The organism is Rhodothermales bacterium (assembly GCA_041391505.1).
Lineage (GTDB): Bacteria > Bacteroidota > Rhodothermia > Rhodothermales > JAHQVL01 > JAWKNW01.
Map to the genome: position 1 here is coordinate 116,192 of JAWKNW010000010.1, position 24,956 is coordinate 141,147.

Genomic DNA, 24,956 nt, shown 5'->3' on the forward strand with positions numbered 1-24,956 from the left:
GGCGTCGCAAAATGGGCGGTATAGAGCAGCCGGTCGCCATCGAACACATAGTCTTCGGGGAACGGCATGGCCAGCCAGCGGTCGTCCGCCCGGTACGGCAGCTGGAGCGGCGTGAGCGCCGGCTCGGGCCGGCCGAAGGCGTCGGCGAGCAGGGTCGTCTGCTCCCAGTGTTTGATTTTTTCGCGGACGCGGGCGACGCCGTAGAGCCAGTCGTCGACCGGGAAGTCGAGATCGGGCCCGGCCGGGTCGACGAGGTGCGTCATCAGCACGTCGCGGTCGGTCCAGGCGTTGTGCAGCTCGTCCGCCTGTTCCTCGCCGAGGCTGAACTCGGGCACGACGACAAAGTCTTCCCCGAACAACTCCTTGCCGGCGCGGACGCGGGCGTCGGCGCGCCTCGCGAGGTCGGCTTCGGCGTTCGCCTCGTCGAGCGCCGCCTGCGCCACGGCGAGGCGGCGGGCGATCTCCGTGGCGAGGGAAGCGACCCGGATGCGCAGTTCCTGCACATAGCGGACGATGGCGTCTTCCTCCCCTTCCAGGTCGGGCGTCTGGATGTCGAACGCATCGACGGGCAGCAGCGCGGCGATCGCCTGGGCGAGGCCGCTCACCGTCATGGGCGGCGCCGCGCGGAGGTTCTGGACATCCTGCAGGCGGGCGTCGAACGCGACGCGTTTCGGCTGGATGGCGAGCGCGTACGCGGCGCGGGTCGCCGGCCGCGGCGTGGTGTATTCGGTCGAGATCTGCGCCTCCGCCCGGGTCATCAGATCGACCCCCTCCTCCTCGCTGGACGCGGCGGCGGCGTCCGCCATGAGGTCGAGGTGCGCCGTCTGTTTCGCCGACCAGCGCATGGCCAGGTCGTCGAGCAGCGCCAGAAGCCCGGTGTAGCGCGTCTTGCGGCCCTGATACACGAACCCCGGCGCGGCCTGTGTCATCCCGAACCGGCCGGCGGCGCTCGCAAGCGGCATAAAGCGGCCGGACCACAGGTCGACGCCGGCCAGCACTGCCGCCCGGTTGGCGACGGGATCCGCCAGCGACGCGTCGAGGTCGGCCAGGAGTTTGGTGAGGTCGTCGCCGGCGGCGGCGAGGAGTTCGGTGAGTTTTGCCTTCGGCCCGAGGATCCGGGCCTCATCCACCGATACGGACTTCGTGTCCGACCGCGTCGCCTCGTTGACCAGCGCGATGTCGGACGCATCGAGCGGGCGCGACCGCAGCAGCAGACCGCGGAGCCGCGCAGCATCGCGCCCACTTCGAAGAACGCATACCGCCCACCCGACGGGCGCGTCGTGTAGTCGATGCGGACGGCGATATCCGGGCGCAGCACCTGCGCGCCCACGACGTGCTGGACGATGCGGTCGTCCAGATCCGCCATCGCCTGATCGAGATCGGCATTGGCGCCGTAGAGCAGGTCGATGGGCTGCATGCCCAGATGCTGCTGGTTGACTTCCACGACGCGCTCGACACCGGCGGTGTCGACGTACCGGGCGTGGCAGACGACGGAGGCCGGATCCGGCAGGATGCCGTTCAGCCAGGCGTTCACCGCCGGCTCGGCCTCGGCGCGGGGCGTCACGGCGAGGAGGTTCGGGGATACGGTGCCGTCGAGGCCGGCCTGGAAGTGCAGCCCCACCCGATGCAACAGCGTCTGGCCGCTGCGGGGGGTCTGGACGACCTGCGGCTCGGGCGGGAAGGTGCCGCGCGCATACGCTTCGAGCGCGGCGCCCGTGCGGCCGTAGTTGCCCTGCACGGCCTGGTAGACGCCCTCCGCCATCGCGAGGTCGGCGACGGCGTCGTTCACGTCGAGCATCCGGTCGACCTCCTCGTTGATCGCCGCGAGCGCGCCGGCCGGGTTGGCCACGCCGAGCTCCGCCATCGTCGGCAGCGTCTTCCCGAACGGATACGTCCGCTGACCCGACGTGCGGATCTGCTCCGCCAGGGCGAGGCCGTCGATGACGTTGCGGGCCTCGACCGACTCGATGGCTTCGTCTTCGGTCTTCGTATCCTTGATCCGGCCCGAGGCCAGCGGAAACGCCTGGCGCAGGGCGTAGATCGCCACATCGATCTCCACATCGTGCCGGTCGTGCAACCCGCGCTCGAGCTGGTAGCCGAGCAGCGCCCCGAGCGTCTGGCCGTTGCGGATCCCCTCGATGACGCCGAGCGCCGCGCGGACGCGGGCGGACGAGAGGTTGACCTTCAGCGCGTCGGGCGTCGCCGGCGTGGCGTTGCTGATGTAGCCGTTGCGCAGCACCGCCGCCGTGATCGCATGATCGATCGAGGGGGCATGGATGTAGCCGCCGTTCGTACTGTCGCGCAAGAGCACGGGCTCCTCCGCCGGCCTGAACACGTCGGTCAACTCGGCATCCAGCGTCACCGGCGTCAGCACCTTGTTCTCGGAGCGCACATTTTCCAGATAGCCGAACGCGCCTACATAGACGCCGCGGCGAACCGGCGATTCCTCCTCCCCGCGATACCGCATCGACGCAACCTGGTAGTTCAGCATCCCCCACCGCCACGCGTCGAGCCGGTAGGTGACGAGGTCGAGGTGTTCGGCGAGGGCGCGTTCGAGCCGGGCCGTGGGCGTCGCGGCGAGGTGATCCAGCGCCTGGAGCTGTTCGGTCAGGTACCGCGTAGCGAACACGTCGCCGATGACGCGGGGGATGTAGTCCCCGACGAGCAAGACGTCGTCGTTCGTGATTGCCGGCTCCGCGCGGTAGAGGTATTCGTACCGGCTCTCGCTCCGCTGCTCGAACTGGAGCGGTTTGCTGCGGGCGGCCGGCGCGGGCGTCACGGGCGTGCCGACATGGATGAAGCTCGGATCGAGCCGGGCGACGGCCAGCTGCTCGGCATTCAGCACCGCGAACTGTTCGTAGAGGCGGAGGCCGGCGTCGTAATAGCCCTGCTCGATCGCGTATTTGAGGAGGAGATAGAGCAGCGCGATCGGGCGCTTGTTGTCGGTGAACCCCTCCTGCTTGCGCACCCGGTCGAGCGACGTACGGGCCGCGTCGGCGAGCCATTCGATGTAGTTTTTCCCATCGTCGGTATACGCCCGGATCGGGTCGACCTCGGAGAGCTTGACGTCGTCCACCACCGGGCCCGTCAGCTTGTTGGGCTCCTGGAGGAAAAACTTTTCGAGGATCTCGGGGGTGATGTCGCCCGTGTAGCCGAGCTTCGCGAGCAGATCCATCCCGGAGCGGGAGTACGAAAGCCAGAACGGGACGGACTGAAACCACGTCCAGAAACCCGCCAGCTTGAGGCGGTTGACGACCTCGTCGATGCTCTCGGCGTAGCGCTGGTAAAACTCGATGGACGACGGCGTGAGGCCCACGATGTCCAGCAGCAGCTGATGGGGGTCGCCAGCCTTGCCCACATAGGGCACCTTCGCCGCCATAGCCGCCCAGTCCACGCGCATCGCGCGCAGGATCTGGTCGAGGCGCTGCATGAACGCCCGGTACCCTTCGGGGTGTGCCACGCCGTCCGGTGTGCGCCATTTTCCATCCTTGAGCCAGCTGACGCGGCTGAAGGCGGTCGTCGGGAGGATGCCGTAGGGTTGATCGCCGATACGGATGGCCGGCGCCAGGCCCCGGCCCGTGACGAACTGGGTGAAGAACCACCGCGTCTCGGCGATCGTCTCGTCGCCGAACACCGGCTTCATCATCGTCTCCATGGTGTAGCCGAGCGTGGCCGGCCAGAGGACGGTGTTCATGGCGCGCGCCTCGCACTGGTCGCGCCCGCGGCTGTTCGGCGTCCGGTCGAACGTGGCGAGGTCGAGCCCGAGCGTATCCGCCAGCCATTGACCGTCGAGCCGGGTCCGGAAGTCGGCGTCGTGGACGAGCGGCGTCCCGGCGAAGACCGTCTCGAAGGTCTCGTCGGCGTCCTCGTTTTCCGAGAAGGCCGAGCCAGCGCCCTCGGTGTTGTTCGTGGGCGAGCCGTTCGGCAGGATGCTGAATCCGTTGGTGCCCTGTTGATGATGCAGGAGCAGGTTCTGGATCAGACGCTGCCCATCGCCCTCGTCGGCGCTGAGGCGGACGCCGAGGACGAGCAGCTGGTCGAAGCCGGCCTGGGCGTCGAGCGACGAAAGCGGGATGCGAAACGCCATCCCGACGCGCACGGCCTCGTCAAAATCGACCATCCACTTCATCGGCTCCCCCACCACAATGTCGCCGTCCTCGAGCCGGAGCTGATCTTCCGGCGGCGCGAGCGGGTCGGGGCCGGCCACCAGCGGCGACGGTATCGGCTCGCCGAGCCGCTCGAGCACCACCTGGTTGTTCCGGTACCCGAGCAGCACGAACCGCTCGGGCAGGATGTCGACCCGTGGCGCCTGGGCCCAGGACTGCTGCTGGGTCGCGGTGGCTTCCACCGCCGGCAGATCGACCCACACCACCTGCACCGCGGCGTCGCTTTTCGCCTTCGTCGCCGGCGCGTCGGTCAGGTTGACCGGCGCATACTCCAGTGCAATAACGGAGGCCTGCTCGGCGCCGACGGCGGCTTTGAGGGTCGACTGCGCCGCGGCCACCGCGCCGGCCTCGCCGTCGGACCGCCAGATCGCCTCCCAGTACACGGCCGCCGGCCCGCGCTGGGCAGGCGGCAGCGGCGTCGCCGGGGCAATCGCCAGGACGATGTCGTCCGCATCCGCCTTGGCCGGCCAGGCGGCGGCATCCGCCGGCCGGTACTGCTCGATCAGCCACGCCGCCCGGCCCGAGCCGAACGATCCCACCAGCGCCCGCCACGCCGATCGCTGCTGCTCCTCCACCCCGCCGGCCTTCGCCCAGTTGACCCAGAACAGCCGCGTGCTCTCGCGCTCGCTCTCGGAGAGGAACGACTCGAACGTGTCCACCATGCACGTGTCCGGGTACACGCGCACCCAGAGCTGCGGCGCCGTCACCCCGTCCGACACCACCGTCTTGAACCGCGTCTCGATCCGGACCGGAAACAGCATGAACGGCAGCGTCGCATCCTTCTGCCCGAGGTGCTGGCGCGGGTCGGAAAACGGCAGGAACTGTTCGAGCAGCAGCCCCTCCGCGGTCCGTATCCGATCCAGCGCGGCCGCCAGCTTGACGCCGGCGCCGGCCAGCTCCTTCTGCTCCGTCTCCAGGGCGTGCAGCCGCGCCTGGTGCGCCTCGCTCTCCGGGTCGAATACCCGGTCGAGGGCGGCCCGGGCCGCCTCGTTCTGCCGCTGCCGCTCCCGGTTGAGATGCAGCGACAACCGCGCCTGCTCCTTCTGGCGGCGCGTCTGTTCGAGATCGGTGCTGAGTTGATGGAAGGACATGGCGATGGGCGATGGATGACGGTCGATGGTCGATCGTCATGGGTGAGGATCGTAACTGTCATTTTAACCAGGATGTTATCTCGACCGAATCCCCGCATCCGCGGGGAGTAGCGGAGAGACCTCCCGCCGCCTGGCATGGTGCCAAACCCGAGGAGGTCTCTCCGCTTCGCGCCCACATGCGTGTGCGCTCCGGTCGAGATGACATGGCGGTTTGAAATGGCATGGCGCTGATGGTTATACATTCAGACGATGCAGCATGCTTCGTCCCCGTCCTCTATCCTCCATTCACTATCGATTATCTGCTACACATCCGGCAGCATCTCCGAGGCGTGGACCCCGACGAGCACCGGCACCTGATACAGGATGTAGGCCATCTCGGCGGCGCTGACGCTGGCATTCCAGGGGATCTGGATGTCCTCGTTGTGCTGGGCGACGAGTTGGGGCAGCGGCGAGCCGGCCGGCGCTTCCAGCGTCACCGCCGGCGGAGGCAGCGGCGCCAGGAAGGACCCGGGCGCGACGCCGACATCCGTCCACGACAGGTCGTTCCAGACATTTTTGGTCCCTCCAGGCTCGCCATCCTGGTCCACATCCAGCCCGAAACGCGGCTCGCCGGGGCGCTCCTTGATGACGAAGAACCAGCCCGGATCGTCGGGATCTTCCTCGGTCTCGCCTTTCGCTTCCAGGGCCGTCAGGTCGAAGCCGAAGAAGTAGATGTCGGGATCCACTTTCGCTTCGTAGAGCGGCGTGCGGATCTTGCTTTCGGGCGGATTCTCTTCTTCCGCCGGCGTGACGGCGATCAGCCGGCGCGGCTTCGTCTTGTCCGGTGTACCGTCGCCCTTTTTCTCCCACGCCGCGCGCTGCGCGTAGATGACGGCGGTCGGGTATTTCTTGAGCAGCTCGCCCCGGATGACCAGCACCAGCTCCTCCTCGTTTTCGCCGGGCTTCTCGCGGTTGTCGTGGTCGCCCAGGTTCGAGAACTTCGACCACCGGTGGATCGGCGGGATGTCGCGGAGCGATTCCTTCAGCGCCTCGGGGTCGGCGCCGGTGCGGTCCAGGAACGAGCTCACGTCCCAGAACTGGCGGAAGTAGCTCCCGCGCTGGTCGGTCGGGTACTCGCGCCAGAGCAGCTCGCGCCCGAACTCGTGGTTGAGGCCCACCATGTAGGATTCGATGAACCGCTGGTTGGTCTCGAGCAGCGAGATGCTATTTTCGGCGACGAACTGGATGTTGGGCAGGAAGAGTTCGGACGAGAGGTCGACGAGCGGCTTGTACATCGGGGTGTCGAACTCGGGGTAGGCCATCGCCTCCACGAACTGTTCGATCAGTTTGCCCTTGATGCGATCCGGGATGATGACACGGACGAGCGTGCGCCGGGGGATGGTGACCGCCGGGTCGATCGACACGAACGTCTGCCGCGACACCGCCGGCAGATCCATCGGCACCGGCGTCGGCAGGGCCGACACCGCCTTGCTGGCCTGGATGAGCTCGAACGCCCCCGACAGGCCGGCCTTGAACCGCGTCGCCTCCGCGCTGTCGCTCCCGCCCCGCACCGGCTCGAACGCCGCGTCGATGGGCGTGAGGACGAAGTTCGGGCTTCGCGGCAGCGTGTTCACGGCATCGGGCGTCAGGCTGTCCTCGCCCAGCGTATCGGCCGCTTCCTGCTGCTCGATGACGCGGCCGGAGCGCTGGAAGAGCCAGAGCAGCCCGATCGCGACCGCCAGCGCGATGCCGGCGAGCGAACCGAGCCCCGGCGTGAGGCCGGCGAGGTCGGGACCGACGAACAGCAGGAGGAGAATCAGAATGATGAGCGCGATCGCCAGGAAGAGCCACCGGAGCCAGCGCGCGCGGCGGAGCCAGTCCAGCAGAAAACCCGGCAGCCCGGTCGGCTGCGCGGCGTCGGCGATCTGGTCGGGCGTGGGGAGCGACGGCGGCGTCACCTTGGGCGGCGCGGGGTGGATCTCGCCGGCGTTGATCCGGGAGACCATCGCCATCGGGCCGGCGCCGGCCGGGAAGCCGAGCTTCGTCACGGCGCGGCTCCGCGGGCGCGCGATGCGCCGCATCGGCGCGGCGACGACGGCGCGCGGCACCGGGCTGGCTTTCTGCACGAAGAAGCGCGTCTTGCCGTCGACGAGCACGCGGCGGTCGAGCGGGGCGGTGAGGGCGAAAAACTGGTCGGGCTGCTGCGCCTGTATGGGCTTGAGGTGCGTCTCGTACCACACCCACGACGTCTGCACCGCCAGCTGCGCCCACTTGATCTGCTGGTTGGCTTTCAGCACGTCGCCCACCTGTTTCCAGGCGGCCTCCATGTAGGTCTCCTGGTTTTGCTGGACGACCCTGGTCCCGAAGCCGGCGGCCGTCCGGAACCGCGGGTCGAGGTTGAGTTCGTGCACCCAGTTCCGGGTCTGCGGCAGCGGGTCGCCGGCGGGATCCTTGAGCAGCCGTTCGGTGAGGGCGTGCCACCGGCCGTAGAGCGGCGCGGTGATGAGCGGGTCCGGGTTGGTGCGGACGCTGTCCGGCAGGCCGGTGCCGGCGTTGGCCGCCGCGGCCGCCTGCCGGGCGTAATCGTCCGTCAGGTTGATGAACTCGGCCAGCCGCTGCTGGAAGACGTGCGGGTACGGCTCGTCCCAGTTTTCGTACTTCTGGACATCGGCCCGGTCTTCGTCGCCGAGCGTGTCTTCGGGGATCTGGAGCGCGCCGCCGAGCTTGAGGATGCCGCCGAGGTCGGCGTCGTCGATCCCCGGCAGGTTGACGCCCGGATCCTGCACATCCATCGGCCGGCGCCCGACGCGGCGGTCCATCGGCTGCGGCTTGAGGAGGCGGACGAGGTACTCGAAGTCCCCCACCGTGCTCGTCCGGAAATACCAGCGGTAGTAGTACGGGAACGAGGTGCCCTCGGGCCGGCCGGCGGCTTCCCAGGCCGAGGCCGTCGCGCCGGGCGCGGTTTCGGGGTCCATGCCGAGGCCGGCGAGCCGACCCGTCTCGAAGACCGGCATCAGGAAGGCGTGATACCCGGTGTCGGGCTCGAGCTGGCGGGGGCACAGGATGCGGGAATAGGCGAGGTCGGGGTCCTCGGCGAGCGTGTCCTCGAAGCCGTCGAGCACGGCGCCGTTTTCGTTGGCGCCGACGAACACATCGCCCGGCGCGGCGATCAGGCCGCGGTTGACGTGGACGTGCGCCCACGCCCAGAGGTCGCTCGCCTTCGGGAAGACGGTGAGGTCCTCGACGACGACGTACGGCAGCGGCCGGCCCGCGACGCCCACGCCGTCGGTGAACTCGTCTTCCTTGAGCACGACGAGCATGATCCAGGGGCGCAGCCGGCTCTTCGTGGCCGCGTCGGGCGCGGCCGGCGTGTAGCGCCAGGGGAAGTCCTCGTCGTAGAAATCGATCCCCGGCAGGTAGTTCGTCTCGAAGTTGGTGATCCAGTTGCGCGGCTCGGTCTTGACGATGGCCTTCGCGTCGATGCCGACGATATCGCCCGGGCCGTAGAGCTGCACGGGTTTGACGATGTCCTGCACCTCATCCCCGCCGCCCGTCTTCTTCCCGGTGATGCGCAGGGTCACGTTGACGGTCGCGCGGCTGCTGCCGGCGGCGCCGTCGTCGGCCTGCGTGATCTGGTTGGCGATGCCCTGGCGCAGCCAGGGGAGGAACGTGTAGATGCCTAGCTTGCTCATGCCGCCATGCTCAGTTCAAATTGGGGGATCACATGCAGCGCGTCGGCCATCGCCGGGTCGCCGGCGACGGTCCGGTTCATGAACTCGCGCGCCTGCGCCTCGCTGGTGAATACGGCCTGCCCGTCGTACAGCGTGTTGGTGCTGTTGAAGGCCACCGCGTAGCCGTCCGTCCCCACCGCGATCCGCTCGTCGAACGGCTGCAGCTGCTTCTTGTAGCTGTTCGAGAGGACGGATTTCGTGACCGCGTTGCCCCGCAAAAACAGGGTGAAGAGGCTGGATAGGAATTCGAACAGCGGAACGACGTACCGCTGGTAGTTCGTGTCGATGATGATGGTCTCGTAGCGGACGTTGCGCTCGGTGACCTTGCCGGTCTGGTAGGCCCGGTCGGCCGTGGCCAGTTCCAGCCCGCCGTGCTGCGGCTGGAACGCCGGCTTCGAGAGCTTCTCGGCGTCCTTGAAGTCCTGGTACTGCGCGATGGCGAACGACGCGTCGACGTCCTTCACCTTCGCCAGCCCGCCCAGCGCCGTCACCGACACCGACTCGACGTCGCTCGGCTTCTGGCTGCCGATCTTGTTGAGCGTGATGTCGAACGGCACCGCCCGCTGGGCCACCGTCAGCGTCCCGACCGGATGCAGGACGAGGTCCGTCGTCCCCGCCGGCAGCGCGCGCAGCGCCACCTGGAGGCTGTTGGACGCCGGCACCGTCGCGGTCCAGTTGTCGATCTTGTCGAGTTCGCCCGACACGAGCGACATGACGGCGATCGGCGGCAGCGCGGTGTTCTCCGCCTCGCCCCAGGTGTAGTCGAAGTTGACCTTGATGGAGAAGAAGAGCAGCGACAGCTTGCCGTAGCCCTTCGCACGCCACGGCGACGTGCCCTCGAGCGTGAACTTGAGCGAGATGCTCCACAGCCCCACGCCGAAGACCTTGAGCGACACGCCGGCGGAGATCTCGACGATGAAATAGAACGGGTTGAACTGGAAAAGCGCGTCGAACCCGATCCATCCCTCCACCTTGAAGTCGCTGAACCCGAAATACAGCTCGGCCCGCGCGCCCAGCTGGACCGTGTTCGACGTCACGGCGAAATACCCCGAGACGCTGATCCGCCCGTAGGACGTATTCAGGATATCCACCGAAACCCGCTTCGGACTCGGGAACGGCAGCGGTGGCGGGGTGAACTGGGGATGGAAGCCGCCGACGGAAACGACAAAGTTGCTGTCGCTCCCCCACGCCATGAGGACGCCCATTTCGCCCTCGATGGTCATGAAGATGATGCGCGAGTCGAACAGCGCGGCGAAGAAATACGCGCGCTCCTTGTCGAACTCGATCGCCCCGATAAAATTGACCTGAAGCCGGATGAGCGCCGCGTCTTCGTCCGGCAGCACCACCTTCAGCACGCCCAGGATGGCGATGTTGCCCGGGATTTCGAAGATGACGCCGAGCGAGAGGCTGATGAGCGTCGGGGTGCCCCAGCCCAGCTTCGCCATCGGGCCTATCAGGAAGACCCCCTCCTCCACCGGGAAGAAGGTGCGCAGGTCGGAGATGATGCGCGGGGCGTTGGCCACCACATCCTCCGGAAACATGACGCTGTCGATGGCCCCGGTCCGGATGCCTTCGACCAGCGGCTCGAGGTTCATCCGCCGGTTGAGGCCCAGGATGCCGCCCACACCCAGCAGCGTGAACCCGAACCCGAGCTGCAGCCCGGTGCCAAACTCGGCGGTGATGACGATCAGGAGCGAGAAGCCCTGCGAGCCGTCGGGCATGCGGGTGGTGATCAGCCCGATGGCCTTGAGCGTCAGGAAGCCGCTGAACTCCAGCTCCAGCGCGCCGGCATATTCCTCGTTGTCGAAATCGAAATACAGATACCCGCCGCCCTTCACCACGCCGGCGTCGATCGAGAGCCCGACGCCGTTCGGCGGCTTGAAGCCCAGCGAGAGGTCCATCGGACCCAGGTTGCCGGGCTCGAACGCCGCATAAACCCCCAGCCCGATTTGCTCGACGACAAACTGGAGCGGCCCGAGGTCGCCCTGGATGTTTACGCCGGCCTCCAGCTTGAGCTGGTTGCTGCTCCCCGCCGGCAGCCCGAGCGAGAGCCGGAACTCCGGCACCTGGATGAAGCCGAGGTCGAAGTGCGGGTTAAACGACAGCTCGAAGTTCATCGAGCCCTGGAAACCGAAGCCGTGCTTGTTGGACCACGACATCCCCAGCGGGATGCTGATCCGCTTCTCGGCATCGCCGAGGATGGTCTGGAGGAAGCCGTCGCCCTCGCCGGCCGTCAGCACCAGCGTCAGGTCCTTCATCCCCAGGTTGAGGATCACCTCGAGCTCGCCGCCCACGAACTGCGCCTCGCCGCCGACGGTGCCGCCCTTCCATTCGAGCCGCAACCCGCCCGGCGATCCGAACAGCAGGATGGGCTCGGCGGGATGGAAGTCGATCGTGAACCCGAAGCCGGCGGACGGGAAGGTGCCGTCCTGGAACGGGTATTTAACGTCGAACACGCCCGGACAGAGGAGGATGCCGAACTGCGACCCGATGTCGGTGCCGGCGCGGATCTCGAGGTCGACCTCCTCGCCGAGCTGGTAGCTCAGCGGGATGACGGAAGGGATCGCCGGCTGGATGACGATGCCCGGCAGCTTGCCGCCGGCGCCCGGCAGCGCGTGAAACTCCACCGCCAGTTCGATCGGCGTGTCGCCGATCTCGTTGTAATACAGCGGGATCTTGAGCCCGCGCGCCGGCTGGAGCCCCGGCAGGTCGAGCTCGCCGGTATACCCGAGGGTCAGCTCCTCGTCGATCTCCAGCAGCCGGACCGAGAAGCCCAGCCCGTACATCAGGTTGGCGAGCTGATTGAAGAGAAAGCTGTAATTCGGCGCCGGCGTCCCCCATCCGGTGACGCCCTGGAGGATGGCGACGGGGTTGGTGAGCAGATCCGGGATCCGGTCCCAGTGGAACCGGGTCTGGATGTGCGGCCCCTTGCTCCCGGTGGCGTCGTGGTGCTCGACGGTGATGACGTTGAGGGCCGACAGGAATCCGAACAGCGCCGTCTGACGCCGGTTGAGGTACTCCGTCAGCAGGCACTCGAACAACCGCTCGCCGATTTCCGCGAGGAAGGCGCCGGCGTCGACGCCCGGCGGGGCGACGGCGATGCCCTGGATGCGGTCGTAGAGGTCCTGCGCCGTGGCGATCAGCGCCTGGATCTCCGACGCGCCGGGCGTGCCCTGGGCGAGGTCGTCGACGAGGTCGACGGCGTCGGCGATGGCGGACGCGAGGCCGGCGTAGGCGTCCGGGAGGGCGGTGGCCTCCCAGCCGAGCTTGCGCATCAGCGCCACGAACTGGTCGGGGTCGGTGAAGGCCTCGCGGAGCGGGTCGACCGCCAGGATGAGTTCGCCGGCGATCAGCTGAAAGGTGTCCTGCGCTTCGTTCATCGCTGCGGGTAGATAAGGGTGTAGTTGCGGTCGATCTCGGCATGCCGCGTCGGATCGATCATGTCGACCAGCACGTAGCGGCATACCGCGCAGAATTCCATCCCGTCGGTATGGCTCTCGCGCATCACGCACGACCCCGTGGGATGGTACAGCCCCTTGTGGTAGGCCTTGCCGCCCGAATACAGCCCCACGATGCGGGGGCGATTCTTGCTGAAGCAGTCCGGCAGGTTGACGTTGCGCTTGAAGATGGGCGCCTGCACGTCGTCGTCGTCCTTGTCGGCCGGCTCCTTGGTGAGCGGCTTCTTTTCCTGGGTGATGTAGTCCTTGATATTTTTCGCCACCATCTCGGCGTACGGGTACGCCGCGGAAAGCACCGAGGCCGGCGCGGGGGTTGGGATGTAGACGACGGAGCCGGCGGGAAACTCGGCGATGTAGTTGGCGGGGTCGACCAGGTTCGGGTACGGAAGGGCCGCGCCGGCCTTGACGCGGACGTGGATCGCGCTGTCGGTCGGCGCCGGATCGACGACTTCCAGCGGCGCGGATAACTTGGGGTTTTTGATGAGCGGCTTCGGGTACTCCCGGAAGCGCAGGTGCACCGTATCCCCCTTCGCGAACCGGTAGCCGTGGCCGAGGCGCAGCGGCAGCCGGAAGGTGCCGCCGCCGGCATCGACGATCGCCGCGGCCAGCACGCCGGCGTTGCGCACGCGGTGCCAGTTCCATTTGACCTCGTCGCCGTGAAAGTCGCCCGCCGCATTTTTGGCGTCGGCCTCCAGGGTGAGGTTGCCGTACTTCTCGTCGATGTCGAGTCCGCCGGGGTCCACCGGCGGCCCCAGCCGCTCGCCGTATTCGTCGCCGATGCCGAAGGAATGCGTGAGTTCGTGGGCGAGCACGCGGCCCCGCTCGTTGTCCGACGCGGCCGGCAGGTCGGCGGTCGAGTAGTCGAGGTCGAGCGCATTGGTGCCGGCCATAGGCTTCACCTTCAGGGCATCGATCACGCTGACGAAGAAGTAGCCGTCGCTGTTGAGGGCGCGGCCGGGCGCGGGCACGAGGATGCACACGAGGTCGTAGTTGTTGGGCCGCGTGCGGTCGGCCCGCTCCGCCCAGAGGTCCTGGACGGGGATGCCGCGCGGATCGCGGAGGGCGCGGAGGAGCACGTCCAGGTTGTCCCGGTCGATCCGATCGCTCCGGTTGAGCTGGATGTCCTTGTAGTCGCCCGAGTCCGCCATGGCGGCCCCGACCCGTACGCCCAGCGGCGTATCCACGTCGTTGATGACGGTCCGCTTCGCCAGCCGCCGCCAGCGGTTGATGAGGTCGTCGTTGACCTTCGGGGCGGGGTCGGGATCGACCTGCGCGGCCCATTCGGCCTTGATGGCGGCGTTGGTGCGCGCCGCGATGGATGGGTCGTCCGTCGGCACGGGCAGGCCGGCCATGTAGATCAGATGCTCCAGCGTCCACCGCCCGGTATGCGAGGCCGGCACCGGCTTCGGCGGCGGCACGAAACGCATCGTCGTGCCCGAGGCATACACCTCCGAGCGCACCGAGACGCCGATTTGATCCGACGGGATGAAGGCGGACCAGAAGTTCATCGACGTGGACAGCACGTCGTAGGGATGGTTGACCGGATTGGTCTTCAGGAAGTGCACCAGCGAATTGACGTAGCCCTCGAAGCGGGTCTTGTCGGCCGGCGTGCTGCCGAATCCATCCCCCAGAAAAAGCACGTTCGGCACCACCTCCGGGTTGATCGTGCCCGGCCATCCGCCGCCGACGACGATGGACACGTCGATGGGGTTGGCGGGCGACCAGTCGGCCGCGACGACCATGTTCGCCGTCGCCGACCGCGCCGCGGCGTCGGCCTGGACGGCGGCAGGGAGGTTGACGGTGATCGGGATGGTGTCGCCCGGGTTGTCGCCGGCGTTGATCCGAAGCCGGCCGCTGCCCTGGACGCGCCCCACGGGCGTCCAGCTCAGCCCCGGGAGACCGCTCAGGTCCCCCACCGTGCCGTCGTCGAACTGCGCGCGAACCGCGAAGCGGTAGGGCGAGAGGGTCGGGCGGATGGTGTCGTACGGGCGGACGGTCAGCCGGCCCGGCGTAAGCCACAGTTTCGTGATGGACTGATGGACGTGGTAGCGGATTTCGTCCCGGTCGATCTCATCCCCGCTCGCCGCGTCGCGGGCGACGACCTCGACGATAAAATTCGATTTGCGCGGGGACGGCAGCGCGTTGGCGAGCGTCGCCACGCCGGTCGTGGTATCGAACGTGATGCCGTGCCCCGTCACCGTGTTGCCGGCGACGACGCCTTTGAAACGCGGGGTGAAGGTGACGGTGGTGTCGGCGTTGGTATCGAGGTAGTTCTTCGCGAAATCCGTCGTCCCATCGTCCTTCTCGAGGACCAGATGGCCGACGCGCAGGTCGGGCGAAGGCGCCCCGGCGATCACGTGGATATCCACGTCGCGATCGCGGGCCCAGAAAAGATCCACTATAGGCATACCTATCCTCCCGGCAGAAGCCGGCGGGGCATGGCGCCAGTCAGGATCGCATCTTCCTACGAAGGCACAAACGAAGCGACGGGGCCGGCGAATGGGAGCCCCTTAAGACGTTATTCCAGGGTGTGAGCGTGCGTGCGAGAAAGGACAGCAAGACCGGAAGTGGGCACTACCCGGCCCTGCCCCACAATCTAGCTCATCCGATTCACAGAAGCTTCACGCCCCATAAAAAATGTTGGATGGGGGATGTTGGGTGCGGGTTTTGGGATGCAGGATGCGGGTTTTGGGATGCAAGATGCAGGATGCAGGATGTTGGATGCGGGTTTTGGGATGCAAGATGCAGGAGTTGGATGCTAGCTGCGGTATCTTGCATCCTGCATCCTGCATCCTGCATCATCCCCCATCCCCCAAGCCCCTTTCCCGTAATGGCGCTAAAAACGTCGGGAAGTGGCCATACCCGGATCCGTCTATCGCGCCTCGCGTTTCGCACCTCTCCGCGAACACCCTTTTTTTGATACATAGATGGACATCTCCTCAGCCCCCTCGCTCGCCGAACTGACCTCGCGCGACCCGTCGCACGACGTCCTTCGCCACGAGCCCCGCTCCCTCAAGCCGCTTTTCGAGCCCCGGAGCGTCGCCGTCATCGGCGCCACCGAAAAGCCCCACACCGTCGGCCGGACGTTGCTCTGGAATCTGATCAGCAGCCCGTTCGGCGGGACGGTTTATCCCGTCAACCCCAAGCGCCCGAGCATCCTGGGCATCAAGGCGTACCCGACCGTGGCCGACGTGCCGGAGCAGGTCGACCTCGCGGTCATCGCCACGCCGGCCCACACGGTGCCCGACGTCATGCGCGAGTGCGCGGCGGCCGGCGTGAAGGGGGCGATCATCATCTCGGCCGGCTTCAAGGAGCGCGGCCCCGAGGGCGTCGCGCTCGAGACCGAGGTGATGGACATCGCGCGGCGGGGCCGCATGCGCCTCATCGGCCCCAACTGCCTCGGCGTGATGCACCCCCCGACGGGGCTCAACGCCACTTTCGCCAGCGCGACGGCGCTGCCGGGATCCGTCGGCTTCATCAGCCAGAGCGGCGCGCTCTGCACCTCGATCCTCGACTGGAGTTTTCAGGAAAACGTCGGCTTCAGCGCCTTCATCTCGGTCGGCTCGATGCTCGACGTCGGCTGGGGGGACCTGATCTACTACCTCGGCGAAGACCCGAAGACGCGGAGCATCGTCATCTACATGGAGTCGATCGGCGACCCGCGCTCGTTTATGTCGGCCGCCCGCGAGGTGGCCCTCAGCAAGCCGATCATCGTGATCAAGGCCGGCCGGACCGAGGAGGCCTCCAAGGCCGCCTCCTCCCATACCGGCGCCCTGACCGGCAGCGACGAGGTGCTCGACGCCGCCTTCCGCCGCTGCGGCGTGCTCCGGGTGGACCGGATCTCGGATCTCTTTTTCATGTCGGAGATCCTCTCGAAGCAGCCGCCCCCGAAAGGCCCACGCCTGACCATCGTCACCAACGCCGGCGGCCCCGGCGTGCTCGCCACCGACGCGCTCCTGACGAGCGGCGGGAAGCTGGCCTCGCTGTCCGATGCCGGCATCGAGCGGCTCAACAAGGTGCTGCCCGAGACGTGGAGCCACGCCAACCCGATCGACCTCATCGGCGACGCCTCGCCGCAGCGCTACAGCGACACCCTCAAGATCCTGGCCGACGAAAAGGACAGCGACGGCATCCTCGTCATCCTGTCCCCACAGGCCATGACCTCCCCCACGGAGACGGCCCGCGAGATCCGCGACCTCATGCACGCCAGCAAGCTGCCGACGCTCGCCAGCTGGATGGGCGGCGAGAGCATCGAGCAGGGCGAGAAGATGCTCAACGAGGTGGGTATCCCGACGTTCAACTACCCGGATACCGCCGCGCGCATGTTTTCCTACATGTGGCAGCACGCCTACCGGCTCGCGGCGCTGTATGAGACGCCCGACTTTCCCGTGCACCCCGGCGAGGCGCCGCCGGCGTTCGACGCGGCCAACGCCCTCATCGCCTCCGTCCACGCCGACGGCCGCGCCCTGCTCAACGAATACGAATCCAAACAGCTGTTGGCGGCCTACGGCATCCCGACCGTGCCGACCGTGCTCGCCCTCGACGCCGACGCCGCCGTCGCCCACGCCGAAACGCTCGGCTACCCGGTCGTGCTGAAGCTGCTTTCCAACACGATCACGCACAAGACCGACGTCGGCGGCGTCCGCCTCAACCTGGGCGCCGAAGCGCAGGTGCGCGAGGCCTTCGAGGCGATCCGCACCGCGGTAACCACGCACTACAGCGCCGGCGATTTCCTCGGGGTGACGGTGCAGCCGATGATCCCGCTCGACGGATACGAGCTGATCGTCGGCAGCACGATGGACCCCCAGTTCGGTCCGGTGATGCTGTTCGGGACCGGCGGGTCGCTCGTGGAGGTCTTCAAGGACCGCGCGCTGGGGCTGCCACCGCTCAACACCACGCTCGCGCGGCGCATCATGGAGCGGACGAAGATCTACCGGGCGCTCGAAGGCGTCCGCGGCCGGCCGCCGGTGGACCGCGGCGCGCTGGAACGCCTGATGGTGCGGTTCAGCCAGCTCGTCGTGGAGAACCGGCTCATCAAGGAGGTCGAGATCAACCCGCTGCTGACCAATCACGAGCGGATCCTCGCGCTCGACGCCCGCGTGGTGCTGCACCCGCCGGGCACCGAGCCGGCCTCGCTGCCCAAGCTGGCCATCCGCCCGTATCCACAGCAATATGTTAGCACGTGGAAGATGGAGGACGGCTCGGACGTGATCCTCCGCCCCATCCGGCCGGAGGATGAACCGATGATGGTGAACCTGCACCACGACCTGTCCGAACAGAGCGTGTATTTCCGATACATCCAGAACCTCTCGCTCGAGCACCGGACCGACCACCGCCGGCTCGCGCGGCTCTGTTTCATCGACTACGACCGCGAGATCGCCTTCGTCGCCGAACACCAGAACCCGGCGACGAACCGGGCCGAAATCGTGGCCGCCGCGCGCCTGAGCCGCAACCCGGATCCCGTCGAGGCCGAGGTCTCCATCCTCGTCCACGACGACTACCAGCAACGCGGCGTGGGCACCGAACTGCTGCGCCGGCTCCTCGACGCCGGCCGCGCCGAAGGGCTCCAGCGCGTGACCGGCCAGACCCTGCCGGAAAACCACGGTATGCGCCGGCTGTTCGAAAAACTGGGGTTCACGGTGAAATACCTGCCCGACGAGCGGATCGTCCAGGCGGAACGACACCTGTGATGTCCATCCGAAAGGCCGCGCAACCCGCGGATGCCACCATCCAACCGTACAGGTAACACCATAAATCGCGTGCACCCGGTCCCGATCGTATTCCATCCCGACTACCTGAAGTACTGTTTCGGGCCGGGGCATCCGTTCAGCCCGAAGCGGCAGGAGGCCCTGATCGACCTGTTCGAGGCGTTCGGCTATCCGCTGGAAACGACGCCTCCTCCGCCGGCGACCGACGCGGATCTGCTCCGCATCCATACGCAGGACTACCTCAACGCCGTCGCCTCGGCGTCCGTGCTGGCATGGACGCCCGGGGCAGCCCGCTTCGGACTCGATACCGATGACGTGCCCATCTTCCCGGGCATGGACGAGGCGGCGCGCGCGATCGTCGGCGGCACCCTGGAGGCGGCGCGGATGGTGGCAGATGGCGAGGCGGACCGCGTGCTCCAGCTCGGAGGTGGGCTCCACCATGCCTTCCCGTCGCGCGCGGCCGGCTTCTGCGTGTACAACGACCTCGCGGTGGCGATCGCGATGCTCGGCGAACGCGGGCTCCGGGTAGCGTATGTCGACATCGACGTCCATCACGGCGACGGCGTGCAGTGGGTGTTCTACCGGCAACCCAACGTACTCACCATCAGCCTGCACGAGTCCGGCGAGTTCCTCTTCCCCGGTACGGGCATGGAAAACGAGCGGGGCGTCGGCGAGGGGGTCGGCACGGCGGTGAATGTCCCGTTCGCGCCGGATACCACGCCGGCGGAGTACCTCGCCCGTTTCGAGGCCGTCGTCCCCGCGGCGCTGGAAGCGTTTCGACCCGACCTGCTGATCGTCGAGGCCGGCGCCGACGCCCACGTCAAGGATCCCCTCGCCCATCTCTCCCTCACGACCCACACCTTCGAGCGGCTGTACCGGCTGCTCCTCGACTACGCGGACCGGTATGCCGGCGGCCGCTCCGTGTTCACCCTCGGCGGCGGGTACGACCTCGACGCCGCGGTCCGCTGCTGGGCGATCCTGATCCACGTCCTGCAGGAACGCCCGCTGCCCGAGCGGATGCCGGCGGCGTGGCTGAAACGATGGGAACCGGCGTATCCGCCGGGACTAACACGCTCGGTACATGACCCATGAACCGACTTCCACCGGCATGATGTAACCCGATACGGTTTGTTGATCAAACAGCAATTACCACGTGTCGACCGGCACGACATGAGACAGGCATGGCGTCGACACACCCCATCATCAACAGTCCATGTCGATCTATGAAAAGCATGTTCCGATGCAGCGCCGGCGTGATCATGCTGGCATGTTACGCCCTTTTCAGCACGGGATGCGACGCCGAAGACCCCGATGAGGGCACGCTGAAGGCCATCGCGTTTGCACCGGGCGGGACATTGCGCTATCAGACCACCCTGACGACAACCGTTACTGGCTTCGACGGCGTCGTACGCTCCACGTCGAGCGACATCGACACGTTTGCGGTAAACGTCTCGCCGACTTCCGAAGACATCCCCGGCATCCCCAACACCCTGCAGCTCGACCTGTTCGACCCTGCCGAGCCGGCACTGAGGGACGCGGTCTGGTACATCCAGAATGACAGCCAACTCGTGGAAGTCGCGTACCGTAACGGCGAAACCGGTGCTCCGGCCCTCGGCATCAAGCGCTCGCCGGCGTTCGAACGGTTTGTAACGGCGTGGCGAACGGTGGAAGGCCGGGTTGCCGGCACACCGGGGGACATCCAGATACGCGCCGATCCGCGCGTCGTCGTCACGTTTCCGCTGGAGATCGGGTCGCGGTGGACATCCTTCACGGATCCCTGGCTACAGGTCCGAGAAGCCCTGAGAGAGGAACCGCTGGACGTGCCGGCGGGAACGTTCGACTGCGTGGTCGTCGAAACAATCACCATGGAAGACAACCCGGAGAACGGACACTTCACGGATCATGTCACCTCGGCCGGCCTGGTCCAGCGCGTCTATCAGTACGATTCCGACGCACGCGACGCGGAGAATCAGCTGATAGGCACGCTGTTCTTCGAGACCCGGTTTGTGCTGATCGGCCGGGACCGCTAGGGATCGTCGCAGTGCCGACCACCCTCCTGGCCAGGCCGGAGCCGTACGATGAGCCCGAGAACGCCACGTTTCCCTGAACTCCCCATCGACAGCGCGCTACCCGGCCTGCTCGCCTCTCTCGGCGACGAAGCCAGCTGCGTGCTCCAGGCGCCGCCGGGGGCGGGCAAGACGACGCATGTCCCCCTCGCCCTGCTGGATGCGCCCTGGCTTGCCGGCCAGCGCATCGTCCTGCTCGAGCCGCGCCGGCTCGCCGCCCGCGCGGCAGCCTACCGTATGGCGGACTTGCTGGGGGAAGATGCCGGACGCACCGTCGGCTACCGGATGCGGCAGGAGACCCGCGTGAGCCGGCACACCCGCATCGAGGTCGTCACCGAGGGCGTCCTCACCCGCATGCTGCTCGACGACCCGTCGCTCGAAGGCATCGGCATCGTGATCTTCGACGAGTTTCACGAACGCAGCCTGCCCGCCGACGCCGGCCTCGCGTTTTGCCGGCAGACGCAGGACGTGCTCCGCCCCGACCTGCGGCTCCTCGTGATGTCCGCCACCCTCGACGCCGACGCCCTGGCCCAGCACCTCGGGGAGGTCCCGGTCGTGCGCAGCGAGGGCCGGATGCACCCGGTCGAGACCCACTACCTGGGCCACGCCCTGCGCGGCCTCCGCCCGGAAAACCCCACGGCTGAGGCCGTCCGCCGGGCGCTGCGCGAAACCGAGGGCGACATCCTCGTCTTCCTCCCCGGCACCGCCGAGATCCGGCGCACGCTCGACCTGCTGACCGACGCCGGCGCCGCGGTGGACGTGCTCCCCCTGTTTGGCGACCTGACGCGCGAGGAGCAGGACCGGGCCCTGAAGCCGGCCGCGTCGGGCCGGCGCAAGGTCATCCTCGCGACCTCTATCGCGGAGACCAGCCTCACGATCGACGGCGTCCGCGTCGTCGTCGACGCCGGCCTGATGCGGGTGCCTCGCTTCGACGCCTCTTCGGGGATGACGCGCCTCGCCACCCTGCCCGTCGCCCGCGACGCCGCCGACCAGCGCCGCGGCCGCGCCGGCCGGCAGGCGCCCGGCGTGTGTTACCGGCTCTGGTCGGACCACGAGCAGCAGCACCTCGCCGATGCGCGTCCGCCCGAGATCCTCGACGCCGACCTCGCGCCGCTTGCGCTCGACCTCGCCGCCTGGGGCGCCGCCGACCCGTCGGAGCTGGCCTGGATCGACCCGCCGCCCGCCGCGGCGTTCGCCCGGGCCAGAAAGCTCCTGGCCGACCTCGATGCCCTCGACGCCGCCGGCCGCCTCACCCCGCTCGGGCGCGACATGGCGGACCTGCCGACACATCCGCGCCTCGCCCACATGCTGTTGCGCAGCCCCGACAAACCCCTGGCCGCCGACCTGGCCGCGCTCCTGGAGGAGCGGGATCTCCTGCGCGGCGCGGACGGCATCGCCGCGACCGACCTTCGGCTGCGGGTCGAATTGCTCAACCGCGTCCGCGCCGGCGAGCGACCCGGCCCGATGTGGCACCACATGAAGGTCGACCGCGGCGCGCTGCACCAGGTGCTGCACGGCGCCGCCCGGTGGCGAAAGCGCCTCGGCGCGGGGGACCGGCCGGCGGACCCGTCCCATGCCGGCGCCGTCCTCGCCCTCGCGTACCCCGACCGCATCGCGCAACGCCTCGCCGAGGGGCGGTACCGCATGCGCGACGGCCGGCGCGCCATCCTGGATCCGCACGACCCGCTGGCCTCCGCCCCGTTTCTGGCTGCCGCGTCGCTCGACGGCCGGCCCGAGGGCGCGCGCCTGTTTCTGGCGGCGCCGCTATACCGAGAAGAAATCGAGGCCGTGCTGGGGGGGCAGGTGGACACGGTGGACGCGGTGGTGTGGGATCGTACAGGCGACCGCGTGGTGGCGAAACGCGAGCGCCGACTGGGGGCCGTCGTCCTCGCCGAAACGCCGCTGAACGACGCCGCGCCGGAGGCCATCGCCCGGGCCCTCCTCGGTGAAGTCGCCGCGCGGGGCCTCCACCTCCTCGACTGGAGCAAGGAGGCCGAGCGCCTCCGCGCGCGGATGGCGTTTGTCCATCACCATTTCCCCGACTGGCCCGATGCGTCCACCGAGCACCTCACCGCCACCCTCGCCGACTGGCTCGCCCCGTTTGTCCAGCACATCCACCGCCTCGACGAGCTCAAAAAGATCGACCTCGTCCCCGCCCTCACGGCCCTGCTCGGGTGGGAGCGGCAGCGCCAGCTCGACACCCTCGCCCCGGAGCGCCTCGAGGTGCCCAGCGGCTCGGCCATCGCCGTCGACTACAGCGACCCGGCGAAACCCGTGCTCGCCGTCCGCCTCCAGGAAGTGTTCGGGATGATGGAAACGCCGCGCCTCGCCGGCGGCCGGGTGCCCGTGACGATGCACCTGTTATCCCCCGCCCAACGCCCCGTGCAGGTCACCCAGGACCTCGCGAGCTTCTGGCGGGACACCTACTTCGACGTCCGCAAGGACCTGCGCGGACGCTATCCGAAACACTACTGGCCCGAGGACCCTTCGCAGGCCGAGCCGACGCGGCGGGTGAAACCTCGATGATTAGCGATTAGCCATCAAGGAGTAGCGATTTGAGAAGGGGTAGGAGCCCGTTTTTTCAGCTGTCGTCTATAGAAATAATCCCCTCGCTAATCACTAATCCTTGATCGCTAATCGTTCCTCCTTGATCGCTAATCCTTGATCCCTAATCGCCAATCCTTGTTCGCTAATCACCACTCCGCTGCCGGCGCCACCCCTACCTGAAACCCCATGGCGTGCACGAGACGCTCGCGCTCGGCAGGCACCCGGATGTAGAGCCGGCCGCCGGGCGCGTCGCAGTCGCAGGACCGACAGGTCGGGCGGGGCAAGGTCTGGTTTTCATAGACGGCCACGTCGACGTCGGCCAGTTGGAGGAGCAGCGAATCGGTCCGGGCCTCGAGTTCGCGTTCGAGCCCGGCCGGCTCGGGCGCATCCGGATTGCATGGCCGGTCGACGGCGATGTCGGTGCGCATCCAGACCGTGACCGGATCGCCGGCGACCAGACTGCCGGCGGGGTAGCGCATCGTATGGCAGCCGGCGAGCGCGAGGAGTAGCAGGGCGTATCGCATAATGTGTTGCATTGGTTTAGCTGCGTTCAGCATCCTATCTTCGGGAGCGATACCGGGCGACACGACAAACGCCCACCACGCCCCTGCCCAGCGTCCGATGCACTGTGACCGAACCCGTGACCGATGACCCGTGACCCCTCGCGAAGCGCGCTGTCTCCCCAATCCGCCGGCCTGATACTCGGACCGCTGCTCTTTCTCGTATTCGGGTACTTCGTGCACCCCGAGGGCCTTACCGACGAGGGGCGCATGGTCATGGCCTCCACGGTATGGATCGCCGTCTGGTGGATCACAGAAGCCGTGCCGATTGCGGTCACGTCGCTGCTCCCGATCGTACTTTTTCCCCTCACGGGCAGCCTCAGCCTCAGCGCGACGACGGCGGCGTTCGGCGACAAGTTCGTTTTCCTCTACGTCGGCGGCTTCATCATCGCCATCGCCATCGAGCGGTGGCGCCTCCACCGGCGCATCGCGCTGTCGATCATCAACGTGATCGGGACCAACGTCTCGCGGATGATCCTGGGCTTCATGGTCGCGACCGCGTTTTTGTCCATGTGGATTTCCAACACGGCCACGGCGGTCATGATGCTGCCCATCGCCATGGCCATCGTGGCACAGCTCAAGGACAATCCGGCCACGCTCGAGGACGAAAATGCCATCTTCGGCAAGGCGCTGATGCTGGCCATCGCGTATAGCGCATCGATCGGAGGGATGGCCACGCTGATCGGCACGCCGCCCAACCTCGTGCTGGCCGGCGTGATCAAGGAGACGTACCAGGTCGAGATCACCTTCGCGCAGTGGATCGTGATCGGCCTCCCGATTTCCTTGCTCCTCCTCTTCATCTGCTGGCAGTACCTCACGCGGGTGGTGTTTCCGCTGCGGCACAAGACCATTCCCGGAGGCCGCGCGGAGATCCGCGAGCACCTGCGCGCCCTCGGCCCGCTGTCGTTCGAGGAGAAGATGGTGCTGCTCGTGTTCGTCGGCACCGCCCTGGCCTGGATCAGCCGCTCCTTCCTCCTCGCCCGCTTCCTGCCGGCGATCGACGACACCATCATCGGCATCGCCGGCGCGATCGCGCTTTTCCTGCTCCCGGCCTCCCGCGCGACCGGCGGGAAAATCCTGGACTGGGAGACGGCCGTGAAGCTGCCCTGGGGCATCCTGCTGCTCTTCGGCGGGGGCCTCGCCATCGCCAACGGGTTCCAGTCGACCGGCCTCGCCTTCTGGATCGGACAGCAGATGACGCTGCTCCAGGGGGTATCCCTCTTCCTGATCCTGCTCGTCGTGATCGCCAGCGTCAACTTCCTGACGGAGATCACCTCGAATCTCGCCACTACCGCGATGATCCTGCCGGTCCTCGCCGCGCTGGCGCTGTCGCTCGACGTCCACCCCTACATCCTCATGATCGGCGCAACCATCGCGGCATCCTGTGCCTTCATGCTCCCCGTGGCCACGCCGCCCAACGCCGTCGTCTTCGGCTCCGGCCACCTCGGCATCCAGGACATGATCCGCGCCGGCATCGGGCTCAACTTGCTGTCCATCGCGCTGGTGACGGTGATCGCCTACTTCATCCTGCCGGCCCTGTGGGGCTTCACGCCGGACGCTTTCCCGGAAGCGTTTCGCGCGCTCCTCGCGCCCTGATGTATTTTCCTTCCCGGAAGCGCTATCTTTCCGATCCCCCGCTACCCCGCACCG

At 67.6% G+C, this 24,956-nt stretch carries 10 protein-coding genes; 5 read left to right on the forward strand and 5 right to left on the reverse strand.

What is annotated here, in order from left to right:
• Positions 1-925 precede the first annotated feature (925 nt).
• The 4 genes from R2834_11755 to R2834_11770 all read right to left on the reverse strand — a co-directional run bounded on the left by R2834_11755 (position 926) and on the right by R2834_11770 (position 14,833).
• A complete protein-coding gene (locus tag R2834_11755; GenBank protein ID MEZ4700999.1) occupies positions 926-5,257 on the reverse strand; it encodes a hypothetical protein in 4,332 nt (1,443 codons plus the stop codon).
• Positions 5,258-5,559: 302 nt separating this feature from the next.
• Positions 5,560-8,928 (reverse strand): hypothetical protein, encoded by a 3,369-nt coding sequence (locus tag R2834_11760; protein ID MEZ4701000.1) that lies wholly within the window; start codon positions 8,926-8,928, stop codon positions 5,560-5,562.
• Positions 8,925-12,347, reverse strand: a complete 3,423-nt coding sequence (locus R2834_11765) for a DUF6603 domain-containing protein (protein MEZ4701001.1) — start codon at positions 12,345-12,347, stop codon at positions 8,925-8,927. Before R2834_11765 ends, R2834_11760 begins: the two co-directional genes overlap by 4 nt.
• Complete coding sequence (locus R2834_11770; protein ID MEZ4701002.1) at positions 12,344-14,833, reverse strand: M64 family metallopeptidase; 2,490 nt, start codon at positions 14,831-14,833, stop codon at positions 12,344-12,346. The genes R2834_11765 and R2834_11770 overlap by 4 nt, the downstream gene beginning before the upstream one ends.
• 519 nt (positions 14,834-15,352) lie before the next feature.
• Between R2834_11770 and R2834_11775 the strand changes: the two genes are divergently transcribed.
• The 4 genes from R2834_11775 to hrpB all read left to right on the forward strand — a co-directional run bounded on the left by R2834_11775 (position 15,353) and on the right by hrpB (position 22,725).
• The gene (locus R2834_11775) at positions 15,353-18,115 is read left to right on the forward strand and encodes a bifunctional acetate--CoA ligase family protein/GNAT family N-acetyltransferase (protein MEZ4701003.1); all 2,763 of its coding nucleotides are present in this window, start codon (positions 15,353-15,355) and stop codon (positions 18,113-18,115) included.
• A 69-nt stretch (positions 18,116-18,184) separates the two neighbouring features.
• Complete coding sequence (locus R2834_11780; protein ID MEZ4701004.1) at positions 18,185-19,225, forward strand: acetoin utilization protein AcuC; 1,041 nt, start codon at positions 18,185-18,187, stop codon at positions 19,223-19,225.
• Between the two features lie 131 nt (positions 19,226-19,356).
• A complete protein-coding gene (locus R2834_11785) occupies positions 19,357-20,163 on the forward strand; it encodes a hypothetical protein (GenBank protein ID MEZ4701005.1) in 807 nt (268 codons plus the stop codon).
• A gap of 48 nt (positions 20,164-20,211) precedes the next feature.
• Positions 20,212-22,725 carry an ATP-dependent helicase HrpB gene (hrpB, locus tag R2834_11790; protein ID MEZ4701006.1) on the forward strand — a complete coding sequence of 838 codons (2,514 nt, stop codon included), beginning with the start codon at positions 20,212-20,214 and terminating at the stop codon, positions 22,723-22,725.
• A gap of 167 nt (positions 22,726-22,892) precedes the next feature.
• Here the strand turns inward: hrpB and R2834_11795 are convergent, their stop codons facing one another.
• On the reverse strand, positions 22,893-23,270 hold the full coding sequence (locus tag R2834_11795; GenBank protein MEZ4701007.1) for a hypothetical protein: 378 nt from the start codon (positions 23,268-23,270) through the stop codon (positions 22,893-22,895).
• A 123-nt stretch (positions 23,271-23,393) separates the two neighbouring features.
• Here R2834_11795 and R2834_11800 point away from each other — a divergent pair, with 123 nt between their 5' ends.
• Positions 23,394-24,902: a DASS family sodium-coupled anion symporter gene (locus R2834_11800; GenBank protein ID MEZ4701008.1), complete on the forward strand. Its 1,509-nt coding sequence runs from the start codon at positions 23,394-23,396 to the stop codon at positions 24,900-24,902.
• The last annotated feature ends 54 nt before the right edge of the window (positions 24,903-24,956 follow it).

Bases quoted from the DNA above. Each gene is read 5' to 3' on its own strand.
- R2834_11800 (MEZ4701008.1), top strand. From the start codon at position 23,394: ATGACCCGTGACCCCTCGCGAAGCGCGCTGTCTCCCCAATCCGCCGGC.
- R2834_11785 (MEZ4701005.1), top strand. From the start codon at position 19,357: ATGAAAAGCATGTTCCGATGCAGCGCCGGCGTGATCATGCTGGCATGT.
- R2834_11765 (MEZ4701001.1), bottom strand. From the start codon at position 12,347: ATGAACGAAGCGCAGGACACCTTTCAGCTGATCGCCGGCGAACTCATC.
- R2834_11770 (MEZ4701002.1), bottom strand. From the start codon at position 14,833: ATGCCTATAGTGGATCTTTTCTGGGCCCGCGATCGCGACGTGGATATC.
- R2834_11760 (MEZ4701000.1), bottom strand. From the start codon at position 8,928: ATGAGCAAGCTAGGCATCTACACGTTCCTCCCCTGGCTGCGCCAGGGC.
- R2834_11755 (MEZ4700999.1), bottom strand. From the start codon at position 5,257: ATGTCCTTCCATCAACTCAGCACCGATCTCGAACAGACGCGCCGCCAG.
- hrpB (MEZ4701006.1), top strand. From the start codon at position 20,212: ATGAGCCCGAGAACGCCACGTTTCCCTGAACTCCCCATCGACAGCGCG.
- R2834_11795 (MEZ4701007.1), bottom strand. From the start codon at position 23,270: ATGCGATACGCCCTGCTACTCCTCGCGCTCGCCGGCTGCCATACGATG.
- R2834_11775 (MEZ4701003.1), top strand. From the start codon at position 15,353: ATGGACATCTCCTCAGCCCCCTCGCTCGCCGAACTGACCTCGCGCGAC.